This window comes from Priestia sp. D51 (assembly GCF_053345675.1).
The window spans coordinates 363,013-384,414 of the sequence record NZ_JBLTIR010000002.1; the positions used below are offsets into that span (position 1 = coordinate 363,013).

Annotated in this window: 20 protein-coding genes and 1 pseudogene; 6 read left to right on the forward strand and 15 right to left on the reverse strand. The window is 35.2% G+C overall.

Annotated elements, in window-relative coordinates:
• Positions 1–2 precede the first annotated feature (2 nt).
• From nikA to ACNHOZ_RS08515, 5 genes are all read right to left on the reverse strand, one after another.
• Positions 3–1,526 (reverse strand): nickel ABC transporter substrate-binding protein, encoded by a 1,524-nt coding sequence (gene nikA / locus ACNHOZ_RS08495; protein WP_048019074.1) that lies wholly within the window; start codon positions 1,524–1,526, stop codon positions 3–5.
• A 244-nt stretch (positions 1,527–1,770) separates the two neighbouring features.
• Entirely contained in the window at positions 1,771–2,184 is a 414-nt protein-coding gene (locus ACNHOZ_RS08500) for a DUF4395 domain-containing protein (RefSeq protein ID WP_048019073.1), read from the reverse strand.
• A gap of 312 nt (positions 2,185–2,496) precedes the next feature.
• Positions 2,497–3,327: a YitT family protein gene (locus ACNHOZ_RS08505; RefSeq protein ID WP_047750647.1), complete on the reverse strand. Its 831-nt coding sequence runs from the start codon at positions 3,325–3,327 to the stop codon at positions 2,497–2,499.
• Between the two features lie 199 nt (positions 3,328–3,526).
• Entirely contained in the window at positions 3,527–4,087 is a 561-nt protein-coding gene (locus ACNHOZ_RS08510) for a hypothetical protein (RefSeq protein ID WP_048019072.1), read from the reverse strand.
• 197 nt (positions 4,088–4,284) lie between these two features.
• The gene (locus ACNHOZ_RS08515; protein ID WP_047750646.1) at positions 4,285–4,839 is read right to left on the reverse strand and encodes a GNAT family N-acetyltransferase; all 555 of its coding nucleotides are present in this window, start codon (positions 4,837–4,839) and stop codon (positions 4,285–4,287) included.
• A 160-nt stretch (positions 4,840–4,999) separates the two neighbouring features.
• Between ACNHOZ_RS08515 and ACNHOZ_RS08520 the strand changes: the two genes are divergently transcribed.
• On the forward strand, positions 5,000–5,143 hold the full coding sequence (locus ACNHOZ_RS08520; protein ID WP_155404581.1) for a hypothetical protein: 144 nt from the start codon (positions 5,000–5,002) through the stop codon (positions 5,141–5,143).
• 66 nt (positions 5,144–5,209) lie between these two features.
• Here ACNHOZ_RS08520 and ACNHOZ_RS08525 read toward each other — a convergent pair whose 3' ends face one another.
• The 5 genes from ACNHOZ_RS08525 to ACNHOZ_RS08545 form a co-directional block, all read right to left on the reverse strand.
• The gene (locus ACNHOZ_RS08525) at positions 5,210–6,034 is read right to left on the reverse strand and encodes a thermonuclease family protein (protein WP_048019071.1); all 825 of its coding nucleotides are present in this window, start codon (positions 6,032–6,034) and stop codon (positions 5,210–5,212) included.
• Positions 6,035–6,434: 400 nt separating this feature from the next.
• The gene (locus ACNHOZ_RS08530; protein ID WP_033579371.1) at positions 6,435–7,094 is read right to left on the reverse strand and encodes a 2OG-Fe(II) oxygenase; all 660 of its coding nucleotides are present in this window, start codon (positions 7,092–7,094) and stop codon (positions 6,435–6,437) included.
• A gap of 251 nt (positions 7,095–7,345) precedes the next feature.
• Positions 7,346–8,848: a malate:quinone oxidoreductase gene (locus tag ACNHOZ_RS08535; protein WP_048019070.1), complete on the reverse strand. Its 1,503-nt coding sequence runs from the start codon at positions 8,846–8,848 to the stop codon at positions 7,346–7,348.
• A 120-nt stretch (positions 8,849–8,968) separates the two neighbouring features.
• Positions 8,969–9,793, reverse strand: coding sequence for a pyruvate, water dikinase regulatory protein (locus ACNHOZ_RS08540; RefSeq protein WP_028409016.1), 825 nt, complete (start codon positions 9,791–9,793; stop codon positions 8,969–8,971).
• Positions 9,794–10,360: 567 nt separating this feature from the next.
• Positions 10,361–11,242: an HAD family hydrolase gene (locus ACNHOZ_RS08545; RefSeq protein ID WP_048019069.1), complete on the reverse strand. Its 882-nt coding sequence runs from the start codon at positions 11,240–11,242 to the stop codon at positions 10,361–10,363.
• Positions 11,243–11,555: 313 nt separating this feature from the next.
• Here ACNHOZ_RS08545 and ACNHOZ_RS08550 point away from each other — a divergent pair, with 313 nt between their 5' ends.
• The 3 genes from ACNHOZ_RS08550 to ACNHOZ_RS08560 all read left to right on the forward strand — a co-directional run bounded on the left by ACNHOZ_RS08550 (position 11,556) and on the right by ACNHOZ_RS08560 (position 16,456).
• Positions 11,556–13,019 carry a hypothetical protein gene (locus ACNHOZ_RS08550; RefSeq protein WP_013083667.1) on the forward strand — a complete coding sequence of 488 codons (1,464 nt, stop codon included), beginning with the start codon at positions 11,556–11,558 and terminating at the stop codon, positions 13,017–13,019.
• Between the two features lie 969 nt (positions 13,020–13,988).
• On the forward strand, positions 13,989–15,011 hold the full coding sequence (locus ACNHOZ_RS08555) for a hypothetical protein (RefSeq protein ID WP_033579375.1): 1,023 nt from the start codon (positions 13,989–13,991) through the stop codon (positions 15,009–15,011).
• An 848-nt stretch (positions 15,012–15,859) separates the two neighbouring features.
• The gene (locus ACNHOZ_RS08560; RefSeq protein ID WP_028412904.1) at positions 15,860–16,456 is read left to right on the forward strand and encodes a mechanosensitive ion channel family protein; all 597 of its coding nucleotides are present in this window, start codon (positions 15,860–15,862) and stop codon (positions 16,454–16,456) included.
• 2 nt (positions 16,457–16,458) lie between these two features.
• Here the strand turns inward: ACNHOZ_RS08560 and ACNHOZ_RS08565 are convergent, their stop codons facing one another.
• The 3 genes from ACNHOZ_RS08565 to ACNHOZ_RS08575 all read right to left on the reverse strand — a co-directional run bounded on the left by ACNHOZ_RS08565 (position 16,459) and on the right by ACNHOZ_RS08575 (position 18,673).
• Complete coding sequence (locus ACNHOZ_RS08565) at positions 16,459–17,037, reverse strand: HAD-IA family hydrolase (protein ID WP_048019068.1); 579 nt, start codon at positions 17,035–17,037, stop codon at positions 16,459–16,461.
• A gap of 127 nt (positions 17,038–17,164) precedes the next feature.
• Positions 17,165–18,181 carry a hypothetical protein gene (locus tag ACNHOZ_RS08570; RefSeq protein WP_048019067.1) on the reverse strand — a complete coding sequence of 339 codons (1,017 nt, stop codon included), beginning with the start codon at positions 18,179–18,181 and terminating at the stop codon, positions 17,165–17,167.
• 72 nt (positions 18,182–18,253) lie between these two features.
• Positions 18,254–18,673: a hypothetical protein gene (locus ACNHOZ_RS08575; RefSeq protein WP_028412901.1), complete on the reverse strand. Its 420-nt coding sequence runs from the start codon at positions 18,671–18,673 to the stop codon at positions 18,254–18,256.
• 407 nt (positions 18,674–19,080) lie between these two features.
• On the opposite strand from ACNHOZ_RS08575, the gene ACNHOZ_RS08580 reads away from it, so the two are divergent.
• Positions 19,081–19,572 (forward strand): hypothetical protein, encoded by a 492-nt coding sequence (locus ACNHOZ_RS08580; RefSeq protein WP_028409022.1) that lies wholly within the window; start codon positions 19,081–19,083, stop codon positions 19,570–19,572.
• Positions 19,573–19,652: 80 nt separating this feature from the next.
• Entirely contained in the window at positions 19,653–19,787 is a 135-nt protein-coding gene (locus ACNHOZ_RS08585; protein WP_014459590.1) for a hypothetical protein, read from the forward strand.
• A 239-nt stretch (positions 19,788–20,026) separates the two neighbouring features.
• Here the strand turns inward: ACNHOZ_RS08585 and ACNHOZ_RS08590 are convergent.
• Positions 20,027–20,143 (reverse strand): annotated as a pseudogene (locus ACNHOZ_RS08590) (aminopeptidase); the annotation flags it as partial.
• Positions 20,144–20,305: 162 nt separating this feature from the next.
• Entirely contained in the window at positions 20,306–21,385 is a 1,080-nt protein-coding gene (locus ACNHOZ_RS08595) for a type I restriction endonuclease (protein ID WP_182028945.1), read from the reverse strand.
• Between the last annotated feature and the right edge of the window lie 17 nt (positions 21,386–21,402).

Consider the following 21,402-nt stretch of genomic DNA (forward strand, 5'->3'; position numbering starts at 1 on the left):
ATCTATTTCACATCTAAATCCTTTGTTATCACATAGTATTCACTTTTGGCTGTAACCCAATTTTTCACATTGTCTCTATAGGCTACAAAATTGTTCGGGTGAACAATCGAAGAATGCAGCGTTTCCTTTTCTGCTATTTCTCCCGCTTGTCTTGCTAACTTATTGCGCTGTTTTTGATCAACGGTTTTATTAAGCTCATCAATAATGGAAGCTAATGCTGGTTCATGAAAATGTCCAACATTAAATGCCCCTCCCTCCGTATAAAGAGCATTAAAGAAATATCCTGCATCTCCTCGCGGCGCGGTTACTAGGCTGTATGTAACGATTCCCCAATCATCTTTTGTTGTCATATACTCTTCCATATTTTCCACTTGTTGAATGTCTATTTTCACACCAATCTTTTTGGCTTCTGACTGAAGCATTTGTGACATTAAAGGCAGTTCTGGACGATAAGGGTATGTAACAAGCTTAAAAGAAAGTTGTTTTCCATTTTTTATTGCTTTTCCATCCTTGAGTATATAACCGGCTTTTTCTAAATGTTTTTGAGCCTCACTTGGTCCGTAGGTTTTCGTTTTTTGATCGTTCGAAAAATCCAAACTATCTAAAAATGGACCTGCTGCTGGTGAACCTTGACCTGCGAGCGCTGTGTTGACAACATCCGTGGGATTTAATAATACATCAAACGCTTTTCTCACATTTTTATCTTTAAACGCTTCTTGCCTTGAATTATAGAAAAGCATTTGATTTCTAAGGCTCGGCTGTATATCTACTACAATAGATGAATCTTGTTTTAAAGTATTTAAGCTTTCAATTGCCGGACGATATACAATATCAGCTTCACCTGATTGTAAAGCAGACGTGCGTGCATTTTCATCATCATTAAATGTTAACACAACTTCATCCAATTTTGGTTCCTCGTCCCAGTATTCTTTGTATTTTTTTACTTTCATTTCACTATCCGGTTTAAACGAAGCTACTTTAAATGGTCCCGTTCCCACTGGTTTACTTTTTATATCTGAAGTATCTACATCAATAATTGCCGTGTTTGGATGAACAAGTTCAGAAGGCAGCGTAGCAAGCGGCTCTGTTGTTGTAATGATCAAGATTTGGCCACTGGCTTTCATTTCTTTAATTTTAAGTGCACTTTTCATTGCTTCGCTTTCTTTTATCGTTCTTTCTAACGAATGTTTCACGGCTTCAGCATTCAGATCCTTGCCATTTTGAAACGTAATCCCGCCTCTAATCTCAAATATCCAGGTCGTCCCATTATCTTCTGTTTTCCATTTCTTTGCGAGCCATGGTTCAATCTGTAATTGCTCATTCACTTTGACTAGTGTTTCCGCAATGCCGGCTCTTACAGTGGTGTAATTTAACTGTGGATCGAGCGTGTCACTTGGAAAATTCGATACAAAAGTAAGTGATTTTGTTTCCCTCTCTTGTCCGGTACTCGCGGATTTACTCGAACATGCCGCTAGCATACCTATCGTAGCAAGCGTTAAGCATAGCAGACTTATCTTTTTTTTCATATAAACCCTTCCTTTATTAAAAGCTATCCTTTTTTATGTACGGTCTCTAACTATAATTCCCCTCCTTTAAATCGTAACGATTATTATTATCATAAAAAGTTTAATTTGTTTACCTTACTTTGTCAACAAAGGTTTTTAAAGGATACAGGTGCTCTAACATCTGTTTTCATCCGTTATGATGATTGAATTTATTGATAACGTATACAAATGAGCAAAAAAAAACAAAGCCTTCTCGAGGCTTTGTTTATGCAGGGTATTTTTTTCTTTTATATTTCCACATCATGTATCGATAACGAATCGTGCAGCCTATACAATACCCCATCAGCGCTACACCTGCAGCAAGAATCACCATTATACTAAATACATAGCCGACAAGCGTATAACCCATTAAAAAGGAAATGAAAGCAATCCCAATGCATATCGTTGCAATCCATTGATTAAAAAGCTGCTGAGCCCGGTCTTCCATTTGATAAGAAGAAGCAGGCTTTCGGAGAAGAGTTTTCCCTGCCATAATTACGGGATTACGCTTTGTTGCAAGTGTGACTACTCCAACGAGAAAAGGCAAAAGTAAAAGCCACTTTGCCGCAAGTAAAGCGATCAAAACCGTTATAACGATAAAGAGTTGATTAAGCTGAACTAATGGTTTGGGAATGCTCATGGAACTCCTCCTTCTTAAAACCTATTATACAAATTGGTTTACTAATTTAAAAGAAAAAGCACTCCAAATGAGCGATAAGACTTATATAAAAAAGTTACATAATTTCACTAACGTACTTTAAAATCAGTATCGTAAATAAAATAAAGACAACGTATCGTAAAGAACGGATTCGACGTTGAAGAAGACGTTTTACATGCCTTTTATTACGCATATGGGTTCTTCCTTTCGTATATTGAATTGTCTTTAGACACACTTATATCATACTTTTTAGGAAAACACTAACGTCAGAAAAAATTGCCAAGAATTGCGGCTTTATGCGCTTAAAAAGCCTTTTCCAATTACATCTCGTACATCGTGTACAATCACAAATGCTTCATCATCAATTTTTTTAATCAGCTTTTTAAGCTTAATAAGCTCTTGCTTGTTAATAACGACATACAAAATTTCTTTTGACTCTTTTGTATAGTTCCCTCGACCGTTTAGAATCGTTACACCTCGATCAAGCTGTTCATTGATTTGGTCCGCTACTTCGTTTTTGTTGCTTGAAATAACGGTAACGGCCTTTTTGGCATCAAATCCTTCAATAACGAAGTCAATTACTTTTGTTGTAATGTAAAGCATGACGATCGTAAATAGTAACTTTTCGATTCCAATAATAAAATAAGAAGCCAATACCACTAGTAAATCAACAATTAAAAGTGCACGACTGACTTTCCAGTTTAAAAACTTATTTAGAATTCGAGCAATAATGGCTGACCCTGCTGTTGTTCCACCAACTCGCAAAATCATCCCAATTCCAACGCCTAGCAGTACACCGGCAAAAACCATGCCAATGAGCTCTTCGCGAAGATGAAGACCCCAGCCTTCAGTTACGTGAAGAAAAATAGATGTAGTGATAATCGTAATCATTGTATAGACGATGGTTTTTTTCTCTAAAAATTTATACCCTACGATAAGCAAGATACCGTTTAGAATAAAGTTAGTGATGCCCGTTGAAAGATGCGTTGTATAATATAAAATAATGGATATACCCGTAACGCCGCCTTCACCCAGTCCTATTGGAATGACGAACATGTTAACTGCAAGTGAAAATACAAACGAACCTATTAATAAAAAGATGACATCTTTTACTGTTTTACTCATCAATTAAACCCTCCTCGGCATAAAAATTCACATAAAAAAGCCCCTTCTCCAAAAGAGAAGAGACGCTTATGTTTAGTTTTTATATTACGTATTCTTAAATTGCCATGTATGACTATAATATGTTCACATACGTTTGTCAAACGGAAAGTTTATGCATTATGTGTAACCAAGGCTATGAGTCATTTATCTTTTATGTATACTAGGAATGTTTTAATTTATTTAAGCAAAGACGGATGCAGGAATTAGTCGACTCAATTAATTCTTTATCGCCTTTTTTCAATCGAATTTCTAACGCGCGTTGAAAATAGTGATGTGCTCTGGAAACAACCCGCTGATCAAGTAAACATTTTCCATAATGCTGATAGACAAAGTCTTCATATATGTGAAGGTCTTCATCTGCTTTTAATTGTTCAATGAGTAGCTGAAACGTTTCATTCGCCTTATCCCACTGTTCTTGCCAGTGATATGTATGTCCAAGTCGGATCGTATTCAAAAATTCACCTATTGTATCAGCATGTCGGTCATATAGATAAATGGCCAGCTGCAAGTGTCTTTCACTGCTCGTTAATTCTCCAAGTATGCGCTCATATACACCAATATGTCCATATGTTTTAGCAGCGGCACACTCATCCTCTTCTTCAAGAGCTCGTTTCTTTAAATAGATGATTCCCTGCTTCATTTGGTGTGGGTTAATCGGAACTTCTCGAAGCTGTTCATTAAATCGATAACTCATATTAAACGGAAGATCTCTGATGTTCATGCACGCTCCTTTCATGTGGCACATCAGCAAACATACTTTCATGACCGCTTGCTTATGGTCCATTGGATGTAGGATTCTTTCCATTTTGATACGTTTACGCGATTTACAGGAAAGCTCAGCAAAAGTGCTGAGCTGTTGGTTCTTATTATTTTACTTATATATCCATTTTATCACAAAAAATACTACCGTAAAGATGATCAGGCAGTCTTCATATAAAAAAATGGTTTTTTATCAATAAAAATGGTTTTATGCTCTTGAAAGCCTATACGCTGATACAATTTTTTGGCTTCTATGTTATTGTATTCAACGTTTAACGATAAAAACATCTTACGCTTTTTGGCTTCTTGCTTGGCTACATTTAAAAGAGCCGTTCCTATCCCTTTTCCGCGGTAATCTTCGTCTACACATAGAGAATCAATATAATAATCTCCATGTTCCGTTTCTATATCAATTTCCCACGCTGGATTATTAAGTTTCGCACGCACAAAACGCTTAACTGGTTCATAAAGCGTTTGTAACATACTTCCTTCGTAGCAAAGCATAAGTCCAACTACCTTCTCATCGACTTCTGCGACTGTAATATGATGATAGCTATAGCGATTCTTCTCAGACAGAATAAACGCTTTAAGTCTTAAAAGCGCTTCTTCATTCGTTGTAGCCGCCGTATGAGAGCGTGCAATACTCCCAAGCATGTCATAAAGTAATTCCGTTACAGCAGAAGCATCTTCTTTTCTTGCTTTCCTTATTTTCACGATTTTCAAACTCCCTTTATTCTCTTCGCTTGCGTTATTTGTAGCAAAACTTCTTACCTATCTACTTTAACACGAAAAAGAAAAGAAAGAAAAAAATTAACTCCTAATCTTCCTTTCATTGTATAATTAATGTATATTTTCAAATGAATGGATGATGACTATGAAAAAACGCTGTCGGCAGAAAGATAATACGATGAGCGGGAGAGAACTTATAGCGGAGGTTCTTTTACAAGTGCCTCAGTTGCTCATATGGCCCGTGCGTCTTCTTATACGAATTGGTCGTTCTTTGTTGGACGGTATTTAGCCAATCCTATACACATACTTATGGAACTCACAAAAAAAGAAACTCAGCAGCTACTGAATTTCTTTGTTAGTTTTTTGCTTTTTTGTATCCTGCTTCTTGTGCATCTTTTTCAGTACAGAACCAAATGACGTTGTTCATTGTTTGATTGTAGTGTGCCCCTGTTGGCACGTGATAAATTTTAGAGTTTTGATTTCCTTTTATTTTACCTTCGCAGCTTGTGGCAGATTGAGTATCTTTTTGATTAGAAGAGGACTGATTTTTTACAGCATCCGTATTATATCCTTTTTCTTGGGCATAGTTTTCAATACTCCAGATGCCTTTTTCGCTTTTTCGAGCCTGCTCCTGTATTTTCTTAAATTCGTCTACGTACTTTGTGTTAGGAGGAAATACCGCTACGCGGGCTAGCCCTTTTGCTAGCAGCTCTTCATTGTATAGCTCATTGTCTATCCATATATACGCAAGTAACCGTCCATATTGATCACGTTCTTGCACATCAAATTCAAGAGTGATCTCCTTCCCTTCTAGCCTTTTTTTCGTGTAAGCAGATGCTTCTGGACCAAAGGGCTGTACGCCTAGTTTGGGATGCTTTGTTTCTGGGGTATCGACAAGAAGTAGTCGTACGCGATCCGTCTTTCCGTTCAGCATTTTTACTTTAAGCGTATCGCCATCCACCACTCTTTCTACCGTAGCTGCCTCACCTACTACGTCTTCACGACTTGCTTTAGAAGGACTATGGTCTTCTTCTTGATCTGATGAACCTTCTACTTGAACTTCTTGTTTTGTATCCGTAGAAGGTGTGCTTGAATGACTTGCCTGCTCATCACTGCATCCAGTAAGAAGCAGCATAAACATCACGATCATGATGTAAATAATTGCTTTTATTTCTTTCAAAACCCGGGTCCTCCTTTAACACATTCCCTATCTACTATATAAAAGTAAAATGATTTTATAAATAGTGTAAATCACCTAAAAACAAAAACTCGTGAAAATACCTTTCACGAGTTTTTCGCGCAGCCTGTTTTAAAGTCATTATTTTAAATAGCATCTATTTTATTTTTATTTCACGAACACATTTTTCGTTTTTGTGTATCCAGATTTTTAATCATGAGGATATTTTACACTACAAATACATTTATCGTCTACCGGCTTATAAGAATAAGGAATAGCCGCACAAATAGAATAAGTGTGAATATTTCAATATCATAACTGACTGCCATGATGACTATTTTTTTGTAACATAAATAAGAGCCCTTACTAACAATAGCTAATAGGACTCTTCAAACCTTTGTTTTTACGATCGAATTTTTTGTTTGCGCATCCACTGGGTAGCGACCCACTTTTCTCCTTTTATAACAGGAGCTCCTCCGTGGAGAGTACGGTCATTAAGTTCAGCATCACTATAAAAATATTCAAAGTACACGGCCATTCCCTTTGTCGGAGATACGGAAAGACCCAGCTTAGGAAAATAAGTTTCTCCTCCTTCTTCCACATCATTTAAGTACATAACCAATGTACTAATACGGTTATTTTTAGATGCTTTACTTGCAGAAGTGAAATAGTCGTGATGCGCTTTGTATTCTTGATCAGGCAAGTATTTTAAAACTTGAAGGCCTTCAGCATATTCAATAGACGGTCCCATTATCTTAGAAAGTCTCTTTTCAATTTGATGTACAAGCTCGTTTTCACTTTCTTCAAAAAACATGCCGCTGCTCGTTCGAATACTGTTTACTTCACGTTCAGCTCCAATTTTTGATCGCTGCATTTTATCTTTGGATAGCTGTATAAGTTCGTCACATTCTTCGGTACTTAGGACATTTCCTAAAACTAGAACAAGAGGCTCTTCAAATCGAGCAACAATATTAATCTCTCTGTCTTCTAATTTAATTTTATTCCCTGAATGGCTAAAAATCGTTTGTTCTTTCGTTAGTAAAGATGTATTAGTTGTAATCATCTTTTATCGGCTCCTCAAAATAGCTATTTTCCAATTCTTCACTCTATTATATGTAAACGCTTACTAATAAGAATTATATCATGTATACGAAGTAAATTCTGCTAGCAAAGGAAATAAATAAAAAGAAGCCCGTTATATAACGGAGCTCCTTCATTTTTTCTTATAGATTTCACTTATATTTTAAACACTTTATAAAGCAGCCTAAAAAAATTCTTTTAATCTAAAGCATACGTGCCAAAGGCCGCCTAAAATCATCGGTACGCAAGTTCTTTTTTACTTAAATTCAGCGTTTGTGCTGTAGAAGCATGAATTTCGTTAAAAAGCGCTGGATTTTCTACCAGTGACAAGCCGTAAGAAGGAATCATTTCTTTTATTTTTGGTTCCCAGTTCTTCATATGCTGCGGGAAACATTTTTCTAACACTTCAAGCATAACATGAACGGCAGTCGAAGCGCCTGGCGAGGCCCCGAGCAATGCAGCAACGGAACCATCCGCTGAACTCACAACTTCTGTACCGAATTGAAGAGTTCCTTTACCTCCGGCTTCCGTATCTTTGATTACCTGTACACGCTGACCCGCTACGACGATATCCCAGTCTTCGCTTTTTGCGTTTGGAATAAATTCGCGAAGTTCTTCCATACGCTTTTCATTTGACAATAGCACCTGTTGAATTAAGTATTTCGTTAAGCCCATCTCTTTGACGCCTGCTGCTAACATCGTTAAGATATTATTCGGTTTTACAGAATTGATTAAATCCAAATTTGAACCCGTTTTTAAGAACTTTGGTGAAAATCCGGCAAAAGGTCCAAACAGCAGTGTTTTGTTGCGGTCGATATAGCGTGTATCAAGATGTGGAACCGACATCGGCGGAGCGCCAACCTTTGCTTTTCCGTACACTTTCCCGTGATGCTGCGCTACAACTTCGGGATTATTGCATACCATAAATAACCCGCTTACCGGGAACCCTCCAATATGTTTGGACTCAGGAATACCCGTTTTTTGGAGTAAAGACAGACTTCCGCCTCCTCCTCCGATAAAAACAAAGTTCGCCGTGTGATATTCCTGTTTGCCGCTATGAATATCATGTACTTTTACTTCCCACGAGCCGTCTGCGGTACGTGTCAGATTTTCAACGCTGTGGTTATAGTTTATTTCTACGCTTTTACTTTTTAAATGTGTAAACAACATACGAGTTAAAGCTCCAAAGTTCACGTCCGTTCCTGAGTCAATTTTGGTTGCCGCAATTGCTTCAGTCGATGTACGGCCTTTCATAACAAGCGGCATCCATTCTTTTAACTTTTCAGGACGATCCGAATACTCCATCCCTTGAAACAACGGATTATTTGATAGCGCTTCAAAACGTTTTTTCAAAAAGGATACGTTCTTTTCTCCTTGTACGAAACTCATATGAGGGATTGGCATAATAAACTCTTGCGGATGATGAATTAAATTACTGCTTACAAGATACGACCAAAATTGCCTTGAAAGCTGAAACTGTTCATTAATTCGCACTGCTTTCGTAATATCTATAGATCCGTCAGCTTGTTCAGATGTATAGTTCAACTCGCACAGGGCAGCATGGCCAGTCCCTGCGTTATTCCATTCATTCGAGCTTTCTTCTCCTGCATCTGCGAGTTTCTCAAATACTTTGATTTCCCATTCCGGCGCTAACTCTTTTAGTAAAGATCCCAACGTTGCGCTCATCACTCCGGCCCCAATTAAGATAACGTCTGTTTTTTTATATACATTGCTCATCACAATCTTCCTTATCTTTTATATTTTAAAAAAGCACCTTTTAGCAACACGCCTGTTCTACCTGACTCTCTACAGATTAAGTATGTCTGACAAGTTATCTGTCTTACATAATGGGCATTTTTATACATATCCTTTCATCTTATCCTTTTTTAACATGCTCAATATCACTTCAGCGGTTTCTTCAACTGCTTTACCTGAGACATTAACAATAGGACAGCCAATGCGCTTCATAATTTTCTCAGCATAGTCCAGCTCTTCAAGGATTCGATCTACATTGGCATAATTGGCTTGAGACGCTAAACCTAAATTTTTTAATCGTTCTTTTCGGATTTCATTGAGCTTATCCGGTGTAATAACTAAACCAATACATTTATTTTTCGGAATAGTAAAAAGTTCATCAGGAGGAGTCACTTCTGGAACTAAAGGTATATTCGCTACTTTAAGACTTTTATGAGCTAAATACATAGAAAGTGGCGTCTTAGATGTTCTCGAAACACCAATCAACACTAGATCAGCTCGCTTGATGCCTCTGAAGTCTTGTCCATCATCATATTTAACAGCGAATTCAACTGCTTCTACTCTTCGGAAATAGTTATCGTCTAATTTTCTCGTTAATCTCGGTTGGAGATTAGGTTCTTTATTAAAGGTTTGGCTAAAGGCACTCATAAGTGGGGTCATTAAATCAATGGCTACAATTCCTTCTTCTTGTGCCTTTTGGTCAAGATATTGTTTTAAAGGTGGGATGACGATAGTATACGCAATGATGGCCTCGTTACACCTTGCTTCAGCAATGATATTATCAATATTTCGCTCATCTTCTACGTAAGAAGTATTTTGAATTTCAATATCTTCTCCACTAAATTGAGTTAAAACTGCTTTTACCATCAGCTCAGCCGTTTCACCTACTGAGTCGGAAACTATATAGACAATTTTTCTTTTATTCACATTAAACCTTCCTATTCTTTGATTTTAATAGTTTAATAACGCTAGTATTTTTTATTTAGCAGCTTGCAAGATACATAATTTAATAGTAACGAATAGATAAATATGCTAGTCACTGTGATTATAAACACTTTAACAAAACAATTAAATTAAGGATTTATGTCATACTAATTATAAAATAAAACTAAATATGTTATACTATTTTCATTAAATGTTATATTAGCATTAAATATATGGAGATACAATCCCTTTTCCGCGCATTTTATAAAAAGTTTAAAGAAAGAAAAAGTTTAGATTTTAAAATGTTTTATGCTTTGGCATGGTGGGACTCATCAGGGCTGAGAGGTGTTTTGCAGGGATAGTTACGAGGATAGTTATATAATTATGTTGTTTATAACATAATTTTTAAGTTATAGAAGATTTATTCTTAGCTATTCTTTTTAGCTAAGAGTGCTATAACTAAAAATAATGAACGGTTTACTTTTCATCTTATGTATACTAAAAACATCGCCTAACAGACGATGTTTTGAAGAGCTGGTTATAATGCATTGTCGTGAAATAGATTCATTTCTATAAAACGGGATTACTTCTAGTAGATTTTTGTAATAAAAATTTAGAAAGATAATGAGATACGCCGTTTTCGTCACAGTTAAATTCCGTTATGTCATCGACAATTTCTTTAATATGATCCGGCGCGTTTTTCATAGCTACAGCGTAGCTGGCAAACTGAAACATTGGTAAATCATTGTTGCTGTCGCCAATTGCTAGAATGTCTTGCTCGGGCAAATTAAAATGTTTTAGCATTTGCTGAATTCCCGTTGCTTTATTTACGTTTGCCACCATCACTTCGACATTGTGTTTAGATGAAGTAGAAGTTGTAAAGTCTGTTTCTTGCTTGAGTTTTTCAAGCTCTTCTTTCCATTTATCGATATGCTCGTGCGTTCTTGCAAAGAAATAGAACTTTGAAAATTCACTTCCTTCTACGGAATCTTTCCAGTCAATTTCTTCTTTAATTGCTTGTTTACGAGAAAGCCATTCGTTAATTTCCACACTGTCTGGCTTTGGCTCTTTAATTTCATTTTCAACATACGGCTGATCTTGTTTTAACGTCACGCGAGGTGTGCCATACGGGAAAAGCTCGTAGTATACCTTGTTCGCTCTTGCTTTTTCAATAATAGTTTCCACCAATTGAAGTGAAAGCGAATGCTGAAAGACTGATTCTTTTCCTACGTATCCTGCCATACCATTTGATGTGATAAATCCATCTACTTGAAAGCCTTCAGGAACTAACTCTTCTATTTCATCAAACGCTCTTCCCGTAGCAATAAAAACAAAAATTCCCTGTTTGCGTAGTTCGTCAACGGTTTCTTTTGTTTGAATACTTACTTTGTTGGAGCGATTTAATATCGTACCGTCCATATCTAAAAAAATTGCTTTAGGTTTTAACAACATATTTATTCCCCCTATTTGTAAAAAGAGTGTACTTGGCAAGTATAAACTTTTCCATTTTCAAACTCAATGAATGTACTTTGCTTTTCTCTTTTATAAAGCTACTATAATACTCTCCTTACATCTAAAATTGTACAAGCGCTATAAAGAAAGAATTTTATATTTGCAATAAGCCTTTATATACTAATAGCTGGTTAGGCTAATTTGATATAAAACAGCATTCACAAAAACGAATTTTCCTTTTAGCCTTTAGAGTATCGTTCAAAAAAGATATAATAAGAGTGTTACAGATTAAATACATACAGAGGAGGTCAACATGAACGAACCATCCAATTTTTCTCCTTACCTTATTAAACAAATCAGCGATGCAATCGATGACAATATCAAAGCAAAGTGCATAGACTTTTTATATGATTCTCATTCGTTTTTTTCGAATGAAAAAGATTTTATAGAAGACTACATTTTAAATATATTGCAAGATACGTTTGTTTTAGAGAATAAATTAATAAATCCTAAGGAAATACGAAACCCAGCCTACAAAAGAAGACAATCAAATAAGAAAAACTGGCTGCAAACATTAAAAAAAGATATTAAAGCAGAAAAGCCTAATCCTATTTTTGAAGACATTGAATTAGCCAAAAAAGTGATGGATAAAAAAGTGGATACCGAACACTTAAAAAAGCTGTTTGGCGTGGAAAAACCTGAAGATATTTTAAAGATAAAGTTAAAAGAAGTAGAGGCATGGGCTAAAAGCAAAAAAACAAACATTACCGATTTTCCTTATTTAGATTCAAAAATGAATTATCAAATAGAGAAAGCATTTCACACGGACTTTACTTTTTTAATTGCGGAAATCATCTTAGAAAAATACAATGGAAATTTAAGCAACTGGATTGATAAACGATTAAATTCGTGGGTAGAGGCGCCTATCTTCTCAAACGAAAGTCATTCTCTTAAAACCAATATGGAAGTTAAAACAAACTCCCAAGAAGTCGTTTTATATAATGACTATAAAGTTGATGAAGAATATTTCATTCGCACCATTATCCCTGTGAATGATAATCAAACGGTTCTTTCCAAACGAAATATGGTTTTAGACCCAAAAGATTCCCAAATTATCCAGTTTGCTCTTTCACAGCGCGACGAGATGTTTTATAAAGAAAAAACGGTGACTCTTGATTTAGCGGATATCGTGAAAGAAATTTATAATTCAAAAGGTGTAAAAAACTATGAAGCCGTTGAAGCCCGTATTATGAAAATTGCCAGGTATCACGTAGAAGGTGTAGCAAAGAAGAAAAATTCCAGAGATACAAAATTTGCGATCAACTTCTTTCAAAAGGCTGTTATTGAAACCGATGAAGTAACGGGCAGACGATATGCAACGATTGTATTTAGCGATGATACGCATCAAGGCTTTTTAAATCAGCAGTTTGTACAAATTTACAGTGACGTTATTAAAAAGTTTAAAGATAACTCGCTGTCTTCTTTACTGCTTTATGCATTTCAAAAAGAGCGTTTAGACTGTTATTTACAAGAAAAGTCTTACACTCATTTTTACCCGTATCAATATTTTGCTTCAAAAGTTCGTTTTCGTTCAAAGAAAATTGATGTAAACCTAAAATTAATTAATGAATCTCTAGCAGAATTTGTTAGCAATCAAGTACTGATCCAAAGTTATCAGCAAAAACTTCAAGGATTTGAAATCTCTTTTATTCCTCTTCAAAATTATGAAATTCAAGACTATTTTGGAGGAGAACATAGAGAAACATTGGAAGGGTAAATCATTCCCTTCCTTTTTTATTTGACATTTTGCCATTTTCGTCTTTTTGATACAAAATCTCCCTCTATTTTCATTTCATAGTTTGGAAGTTTTGTCATTTTTAACGTACTACACAAAAGCTTTTGCCGTTTTTGACGTACTCCTCCGCTACTTTTGCCGTTTTCTGCGTACTAATTACTGTCTTTTGCTGTTTTTGACGTACTACTTTGCTTCTTTTGCTGTTTTTGACGTACTAAATTCATTTTATTTACCCGTCATCACTTATTAAGTGTTAATTATTCTCTTTTTTTCGTAAAACAATCCTACCTTTTGCCGTTTTTGACGTACTCCTTCACTACTTTTGCCGTTTTCTGCGTACTAAACATTGCTTTTCCCTTTGTTATGTCATTTTCAAACCCCATTTTTTATTTTTTTCGCAGCATATATAAAGCTTTTGCCATTTTTGACGTACCAAACGATAACTTTTGCTGTTTTTAGCGTACTACCAGGTCGTTTTTGACGTTTTTCACGTACTAAAAATAGCTTTTGCCATTTTTGACGTACTATTGAAATTCATTGTGTTATTTACAGCGATCAGAGAAGTGATTTTTTTCCCTTTTTTTAGGTGAATCGAGATCACTTTTGCTATTTTTGGCGTACCACTCTTCACTTTTGCTATTTTCGGCGTACTATATTGAGCCTTTTGCCGTTTTTTACGTACTAAAACGCATAAAGTTTTTTTTGATTTTTACTGATCGTAACAAACACTGTTCTACCGGCGCTTGCTTGCTTTTGCCGTTTTTGTCGTACTAAAAAACCTATACGCTGAATCCCTTGCTATGACAGCATTCTTTGAACCTTTTGCCGTTTTTCGCGTACTACTCGTTCGTTTGCGATTCTGTTTCTTATTGATATAATTTTCACAAGGTATTCTTTGTTATTTTACCCTAATAAATTATTGTTGATATGAAATAGATTGGAGGGATTCTCATGATAAAAAAAGAATTTGCGAAAATTGGAAAACAAATTATTCGCCAATTGTCTAGCACCGTAGAAAAATATAAAGATATTGAAGATCACATGGACCTAGACGCTCATGGGAACCCTACAATCAAGACAGTGGCAGAACATCACCGTTTATCTAAATCTCAAATTTCACAATTAATTTTTTATCACTTCCTTCACGTTGATGAAAGAGGTATTATTTGTGATGTTTCTGAAAAAGAGATTGCAGCCGCTTTGAATTGTACAGTTCGAACAGTTCGCAACAACAATGTAGTATTAGCAGAAACAGAATTAATTTCCTATTCTCGCAGCGGCAAAGGAATCAATATTTGTATTGTTCCCTACCCTCAATATTTTGAAGAACACGGCTTTGGGTTTATGGAATTAGAATATACTCGCTTTGAAGAACTTATTCTAATTGAAAACGTAAATGCCCTTCGCTTAGAGCTGCGCAAAGAATTGGTTTATGACAACGATACGATTAAGCGTCAGTTTAATCCTGGAGAAAACACTTCAAAAATTAGCTTTAATGACTATAAAATTTTTACGCCGAAATATACTCACTACAAAGGTATGATGCAAAAAATAGCTGAAACGCAGGCGAGCGCATTTAAAACCGTTGTCCAAGGATCTACTATTTTCTTTGTTTTAAAAGACGGAGCTAAAAATGGCAAGATGTCAAAACAAGAAAAGAGAGATCAATACGATGCGGCGATTCGACGTACTATTGAAGAGACTTTTGTAAAATTATCTGGACACAGCACAGATTCTACAGGAATTGTTATGTCTTCATTCCAAAACGAAGACATCGCTGATTTGGTTCAGCTTTCTTTTGAATATGGTATTGAACGAGTGAAGTCTGCCCTTTATACATTGATTGAACAGGCCTTCTTCAGCCATGATGCTCAAGTCGTTGAAAATTACGGTGGGAAAATCCGTACGCTCATTCGAAAAGAGCTTTCAAAAAATCTTCAAGATCAAGTCCCTGCCGAACTTACAGCTTCATAAGGGGCTTCTTTGGCATGCCTTTTTTTTATTTTCTATCCCTTCTCCTCTCTTTTTGATACAAATAGTACAAACAAGCACCCATTTTTTCAGCTCTCCAATTCCATTATCCTATCCATATAAACGTAACGAGTTTAAATAAATGATATTTCTTGTGTATAACTATGGAATATTACTAAAAAAACACCTTCATACTTATCCACAAAAGAAAGAAAACATATTCAATGACTGTTATATCATCCTCTTTATTAATAAAAACATCCCTTTTATTTTTTTATTAACGATAATTTCAAGGTTATTTACTCTTTAACATAACTACTTTTATCCACAGTGGAAATAATTCATACTTTTAACAGCAATCTTCATACTATTGATTTTAAAATCCATCTATTGTAGAAGAAAAAACATAGTAAATAAAATAGATTTCATATCTACTACGATAAAAAACATCCTTTAGCCAAAGGATGCTGTTCACAAAAAAGGGCTATTTTCCACACAGTTATTTATTGAAAAGCTATTTTCTTTCTAACCCTTGATATCATTGGGTTTTTAGAGGATTTTTCTTTCTTTAATATCTGTATATAATGTTTGCTAATAAGATCTATACTAATCTCTGCTATAAGATTTTATTTAATATTTGTATAAAGAAATGTTTTAAAAATATCTATACCTGAGGATTTTCACTTTTTCTAAATTAAGGAGTTTTCATTACATATACCAAATACAAATAAATTAAAATAAAATAAAACAATAGTTCAAACGCCTCTTAATAAATTCTAGTAGTATATTTTTTAAAATAAATTATACTATTCAGTAGAGAAAAATTTATAAAGCAAGAAAGGGACTTAGTCATGAAATACATACAGTGGGTACAGCAAACTTTATTTAATACCGGTAGGTGGATTGACATTAGTGAAGTAATCATAAAGATTATCCTCATTTTTATCATTGCTCAAATTGTCATCCGGTTTGCTCGCAGTGTCATTAATAAAATCTTTGATTTCAGATTTAAAACTAAACTGCTGAGGTACAACGAACGAAAAGAAATAACGCTGAAAAAACTTTGTCTGAGCATTGTCATGTACGTTGTGTATTTTATTGCACTTATTACGTCTTTAGAGGCAATCGGAATTAATATGAAAGCACTTTTAGCTGGTATTAGCGTAGCAGGGTTTATTACAGGCTTAGGTGCACAGAATTTGATTAAAGATATTTTAAATGGGTTTTTTATTCTATTTGAAGATCAATTCTCAGTAGGAGATCACGTATCTATAAATGATACGAAAGGAACTGTTGAAGAAATTGGATTGCGCACGACAAAAATTCGCGGAGTTGACGGAGAGTTTTATTTTTTTGCTAATAGTAACATTACAAAAGTAGCGAACTACACGCTCGGTGAAATCCCCGAAATACATACACCTGAACAAATAAAAACTCGTGAAGAATAGCTTCACGAGTTTTTATTTACGACCGTTGTAAAGAATTGATTATATGATGTAAGGTGATAATCTGCTTCAATATCGTTATTTTGAAATGCACATGTTTTAATTCCCAGTTCACGGGCAGGTTTTAAGTCGAGTTCGCGATCCCCAATTACTAAATCGAGCTGATACTTATCGTGAAGATAGGCATAAGCTCCGCTATCAGGCTTTCGTTTGTAGCCATCATCCTTTGTAATAATCTCCGTGAAGTAGTGCTCCATATTAAAAAATGCCAGGATATCAAGCGTAGATTGTCTAGACTTGTGCGTAACAATTACATTTGTATCCGCAAAGCTCAGTACGTCTTCTACGTGAGAAAAAGCAGGCTTATCTTTAGGATTGATTTTTTGTTCGAGCACATGGAAGTGTTTATCAAACAAAGACTTTTCAATATCAAAATGCTTGATTGCTACTTCAGAAGATATTTTCATTTGTTTTAAAATATCATCTTCTGAAATCGTTTGATCTGTTAGTAATTCTTTGAATGCTTTCACGATAGTCGGATAGGTATCAAAGATGGTTCCATCAAAGTCCCATAAAATATTCATTTTCGCTGTCTCTCCTTTTTAAAAACGTAACGATTATACCAAATTTTTCACCGCTTGTCAGTGAATCATTTTGTCGTCGTTGCATTTAAAGTAAAAAAACTCGTTTTATACAAGTTTTTTTACTTTATTAGCTGCTGCTGCACCCACTCCCGCAGCTAGAGCTTGAACAGCTTGAACTGCTGCAGTTTGAACTCGAACAGCTGCTGCCGCTGTCATGATGGTGATGACCTCCATCGTTGTGGTGATGGTGGCGGTTGTCTTCCCAGGGGCTTGAACAGCTATACCCACTGTAAGAGGCTGTCTCTCCCGCATACATCGTCTTTTTATATAGCAACAGTTCATTCATATGGCTTGAAAAGTTGGTGGCTTTGTAGAGAGAATAAAAAACAAAGCCTTGAAGAAGAAGTTCGTTTGATACATTTCCTTTTTTAGCCGCTTTTTTAAAATAAGTTGATCCGCCCGTTTTTTTTCTTTTTCGTGCAGCAGTGACTTCTTCTTTTAACGTTTGAATCAGGGCTCTCTGCTGTTTTTCCCATTTGCCGTTTCTTAAAAAATAGCGATCTAGTAATTCATCTTCTGATAATCTTTGAAAATCTTGAAGCGTACTTTTATCAAGCGGATGCTGAAAAAATTTCCCCCAAAGCAGTCGGCTGTTACCCGTTATGTCAAACAAATGAGCATACATCCAATCGAAGAACGCTCGCTTATCCGGCTGTGGGGATGGAGCTGTTTCTACATTTGGCTGGTGATGCAAAAAGCGGTTGAAAAAGTGTTCTGTAAAACGCTCATAATCTACTGTAAACATAATCATTTCATGCCATACTTCATCCACTTTTGCACTAAACATCGGTACGTCTTTGATGACTGCATTTAATAAAAAGTAGCGCTTCATCTCAAAAAACGTCCATTCCACTTCATCGTCTTTTGTATTTTTTCCTTTCATGCGCTGTTTCACTTGCTGAACATAGGCTACCGGTAAAGAATCTTCTAGTGAATGAACAATATCTTCAAAGCCATTATCTTTATGTATTCCGAGCTCATCTGGAAGCTCCTCTTTATAGAAGCGAAATCTTCTCGACTTTGCAACCCCTTTAATAATCAAAACTAAAAGAATTACCGCTACTACTATAATTGCTGCTATCATCTTCTTCCCCCTGTATCGTATCTATATATTCAATATTTTACCACATTCGTAAAACACAAAAAAAGAGCTCAATTAACTTGAGCTCTCGTCATCATCGGGTATCTCGTCTACCTTTTCTACTTTGACTAGACCTTTCGTGCTATATTCAAGATCAAAGTATGCTTTAACGATATCCCCTTTTTTCAAATTGCTTGGAATCGGTTCATTTAAATTTTTATCGGAAAATTTAATGCCCGTTCCTTCTTTTGTTGTTCCGCTGTATGTACCATTTTCGATTTTTTCAATAGTAATATAATACACTCGATATTTGTGCGCTTCCTCGTCGCCTTTCGCTTTTTCTTTAACGGTTTCTTGTTCAGGAAGCTTACTCAGTGTTTCTTGGGCCTGTCCAGAAGTCGGCTCTGCTGATCGATTTATGAATTGCATCACAACTAACACTAAACATATAACTACTAAAACTAATAATAATATCTTTTTTGCTGATAAAGACAATGAACTGTGCCTCCTTACACCTTTATGTATATCATGCTGCACACAAGAGATTATACACGATAAAGGATTAGAAATTGGAATAAATTCTATAAAAATAGTAAAAATATGAGAAAGTACCTAGAATTTTTTACGCTTTTCTGCACTTTTTTGAGATAGAAAAGAAATTTGGTACCTTATCCTTAAATTGTAACTGATTCACTTCATTTTCGGAAAGAGTTTTGCCCATTTTGTCGTAAAAAAGTCATAATAAGAAGGAATATCACACCATATTGTCGAACGTATGTATATACTTATAATGAACTGCCGAACTGCTTTTCTCTATCCTCATTGTTGAGGCAATATGGCAACTGAAACAGCTTGCTGTTAAATTCAGATTACACATCTATACTCAGGAGGTGGAATGCAAAATGATGTTTGCACTTATTGTTGTGGTTGGTATCGTAGCACTTGGCGTAGCTAGCTTCTACGTCATTAAGCGACCTCAAGGCGCTGTTGATCCTGAGGATCGCAAACCGCTTGTTTCTGTAAACGGGCATGTTAAATTTGCAGAAGGAATTAATCAAATTTCCATATCTAAAATTGACATGTACGATCAGCGTCTTGTTATCAATCAAGTAGCTATTATTCCATTTAACCGTATTCAACGAGCAGAATTTTCAAAGGTTGTCAAAAATGAAAAAGGCCTTCACGGAGCTCCTGTTCAACGCTATTTCGGTGAGTTAACCATCCATTTCACAGACAAGAACGGGCAAGAAACCTACATTCGCTGTGAAACACCGAAAAAAAATCAATTTCACCTCATCTACCAGTACGATTTAATGAAAAGACAATTAAATAAGCGTCTTGGTCTTGAAGATCAGCAGCCTTACCTTACTCTTCAAGAACCATACGAACTATAAGAGAAAACCTCCCTTTTTCACATATTATTTCACTTCCCTGTACATACTAGAAGCGAAACTGAAAATGGGAGGTCATTTCAATGGATTTCGTCCGTTTTTTGCAATATTTTTGTTCAATCGCCGGCGCTCTATGCTTGGGGTTTACCTACTATCACATGTTCAAGCGTGACGCTCCGGTTAAAAAAGAAGAATCACAGCAAGGTGGAACTGAGTGAAGTTCGCCTGCCGTGATTCTTCTTTTTATTTATATATTATTTATTTTTAGCCCAACAATAATTTTTGGTAAGTATATTTGTAATAATATTCTATTTAAATCAATTTTTACGAATTCATTCACTTAACGTATTACTCTCCTCTTTATATAAAAAAACTTATAGCCACTTCCATAAACTGAGAAGTGGCTATAAGTTTTTTATCTTGATTATTTTAAAGACTTCATAGATTAAACTGTTTATTAAAACGCCCAGTTCCCTTTTCTAAACACAGGCTCGCTTGTACCGTCAGCTTTGATGCCGTCGATGTCCATTTCAGCTGAGCCAATCATGAAGTCAACGTGGGTGATGCTGTCGTTTTAGAGTGATAAATTAGGGTTCTGTGACCAAACCGTGACCACTGTGTGACCAAAAAATTTATGCTCTTAAGTTTGTTATTAAAGGTTTCCTTGCATATATTATTCATAAATAAAAAGAAAGCAAATTGCTCTCTTTCTTTATTATCTATTTGTCATACTCTTCTACTGAAACTGCTTTGCTACTTCAAGTATTTTATCTTTGTACAACGAAATCTCATTTACATTATTTAATTTATAAATAGTTTTCTCTTCATCATTTATTTGTATATACTTATTAGCTGTATTAAAACCTAGCCTACAAACCCATTTTCTAATACTGTCATCTAATAACACATTAAAATAGCTTTTATTATCTCGATAATGAACTCTATTTGAGTCAATTTCATCTTTTAATAGCAACTTTACAAAAACATACCCTTCTATTTCTTCCTCAGTTGTAACAATGGTTTCGATAGTAACTTTATCTTCAGCTAGATTTTCATTCTGTGGAACTTCTTCGTTTTCTACCACATGTTCTTCATTGGTATCGGAAGAGTTTAAAGCTTTTTGAAGCTTATCATTTACCTTCTCGTTTACAAATTGTGCTAAAGATTTCTTTACTATCTCCCTGAAATTTTCTATCACTTTCTTTGTTTTTACGCCTTGATAAACATCACTTAAAATAAATTTAATAAACTCGTCATTTGGCTCTTCCCATTGTTGATTTAAAAATTGTTTGATTTCATTTGTGTATTTTAGTTCCGAAGCTGTAGTAAGAACATTTTCAATGTTAAATACGTTTTTTCTAAACTTTGCTATCTCATATATATGGTTGTCTCTAAAATCAAGCAAATTAAAAATAAAGAAGGGCTTGGTATCCATTTTATTTGGTTCTTCTAAGTCTGTATAAAATCTATACTCAATACCATTCGTTAGAATAGCAAATTTAGCTTTAGTTGTGCCAAAATACCTAAATAGCTGAGAATTATGTTTAGGAAGCTTTTCATGCACACTTTTTGCTTCGATTAATATTACTGGACTTCCACTATCCATAATTGCATAGTCAATCTTTTCACCTTTTTTTATACCAACATCTGCTATAAATTCAGGTACAAACTCCTCTGGATTAAAAACATCATATCCTAATGTTTGTATTAAAGGCATAATTAAAGATGTTTTTGTCGCTTCTTCAGTCTTAATATTATCTTGGATTCTTTTAATTTTACTAGATAGAGCCTTAATCTGTTGAATGAAATTCTCCACTTCATCTCTCCCCCTTA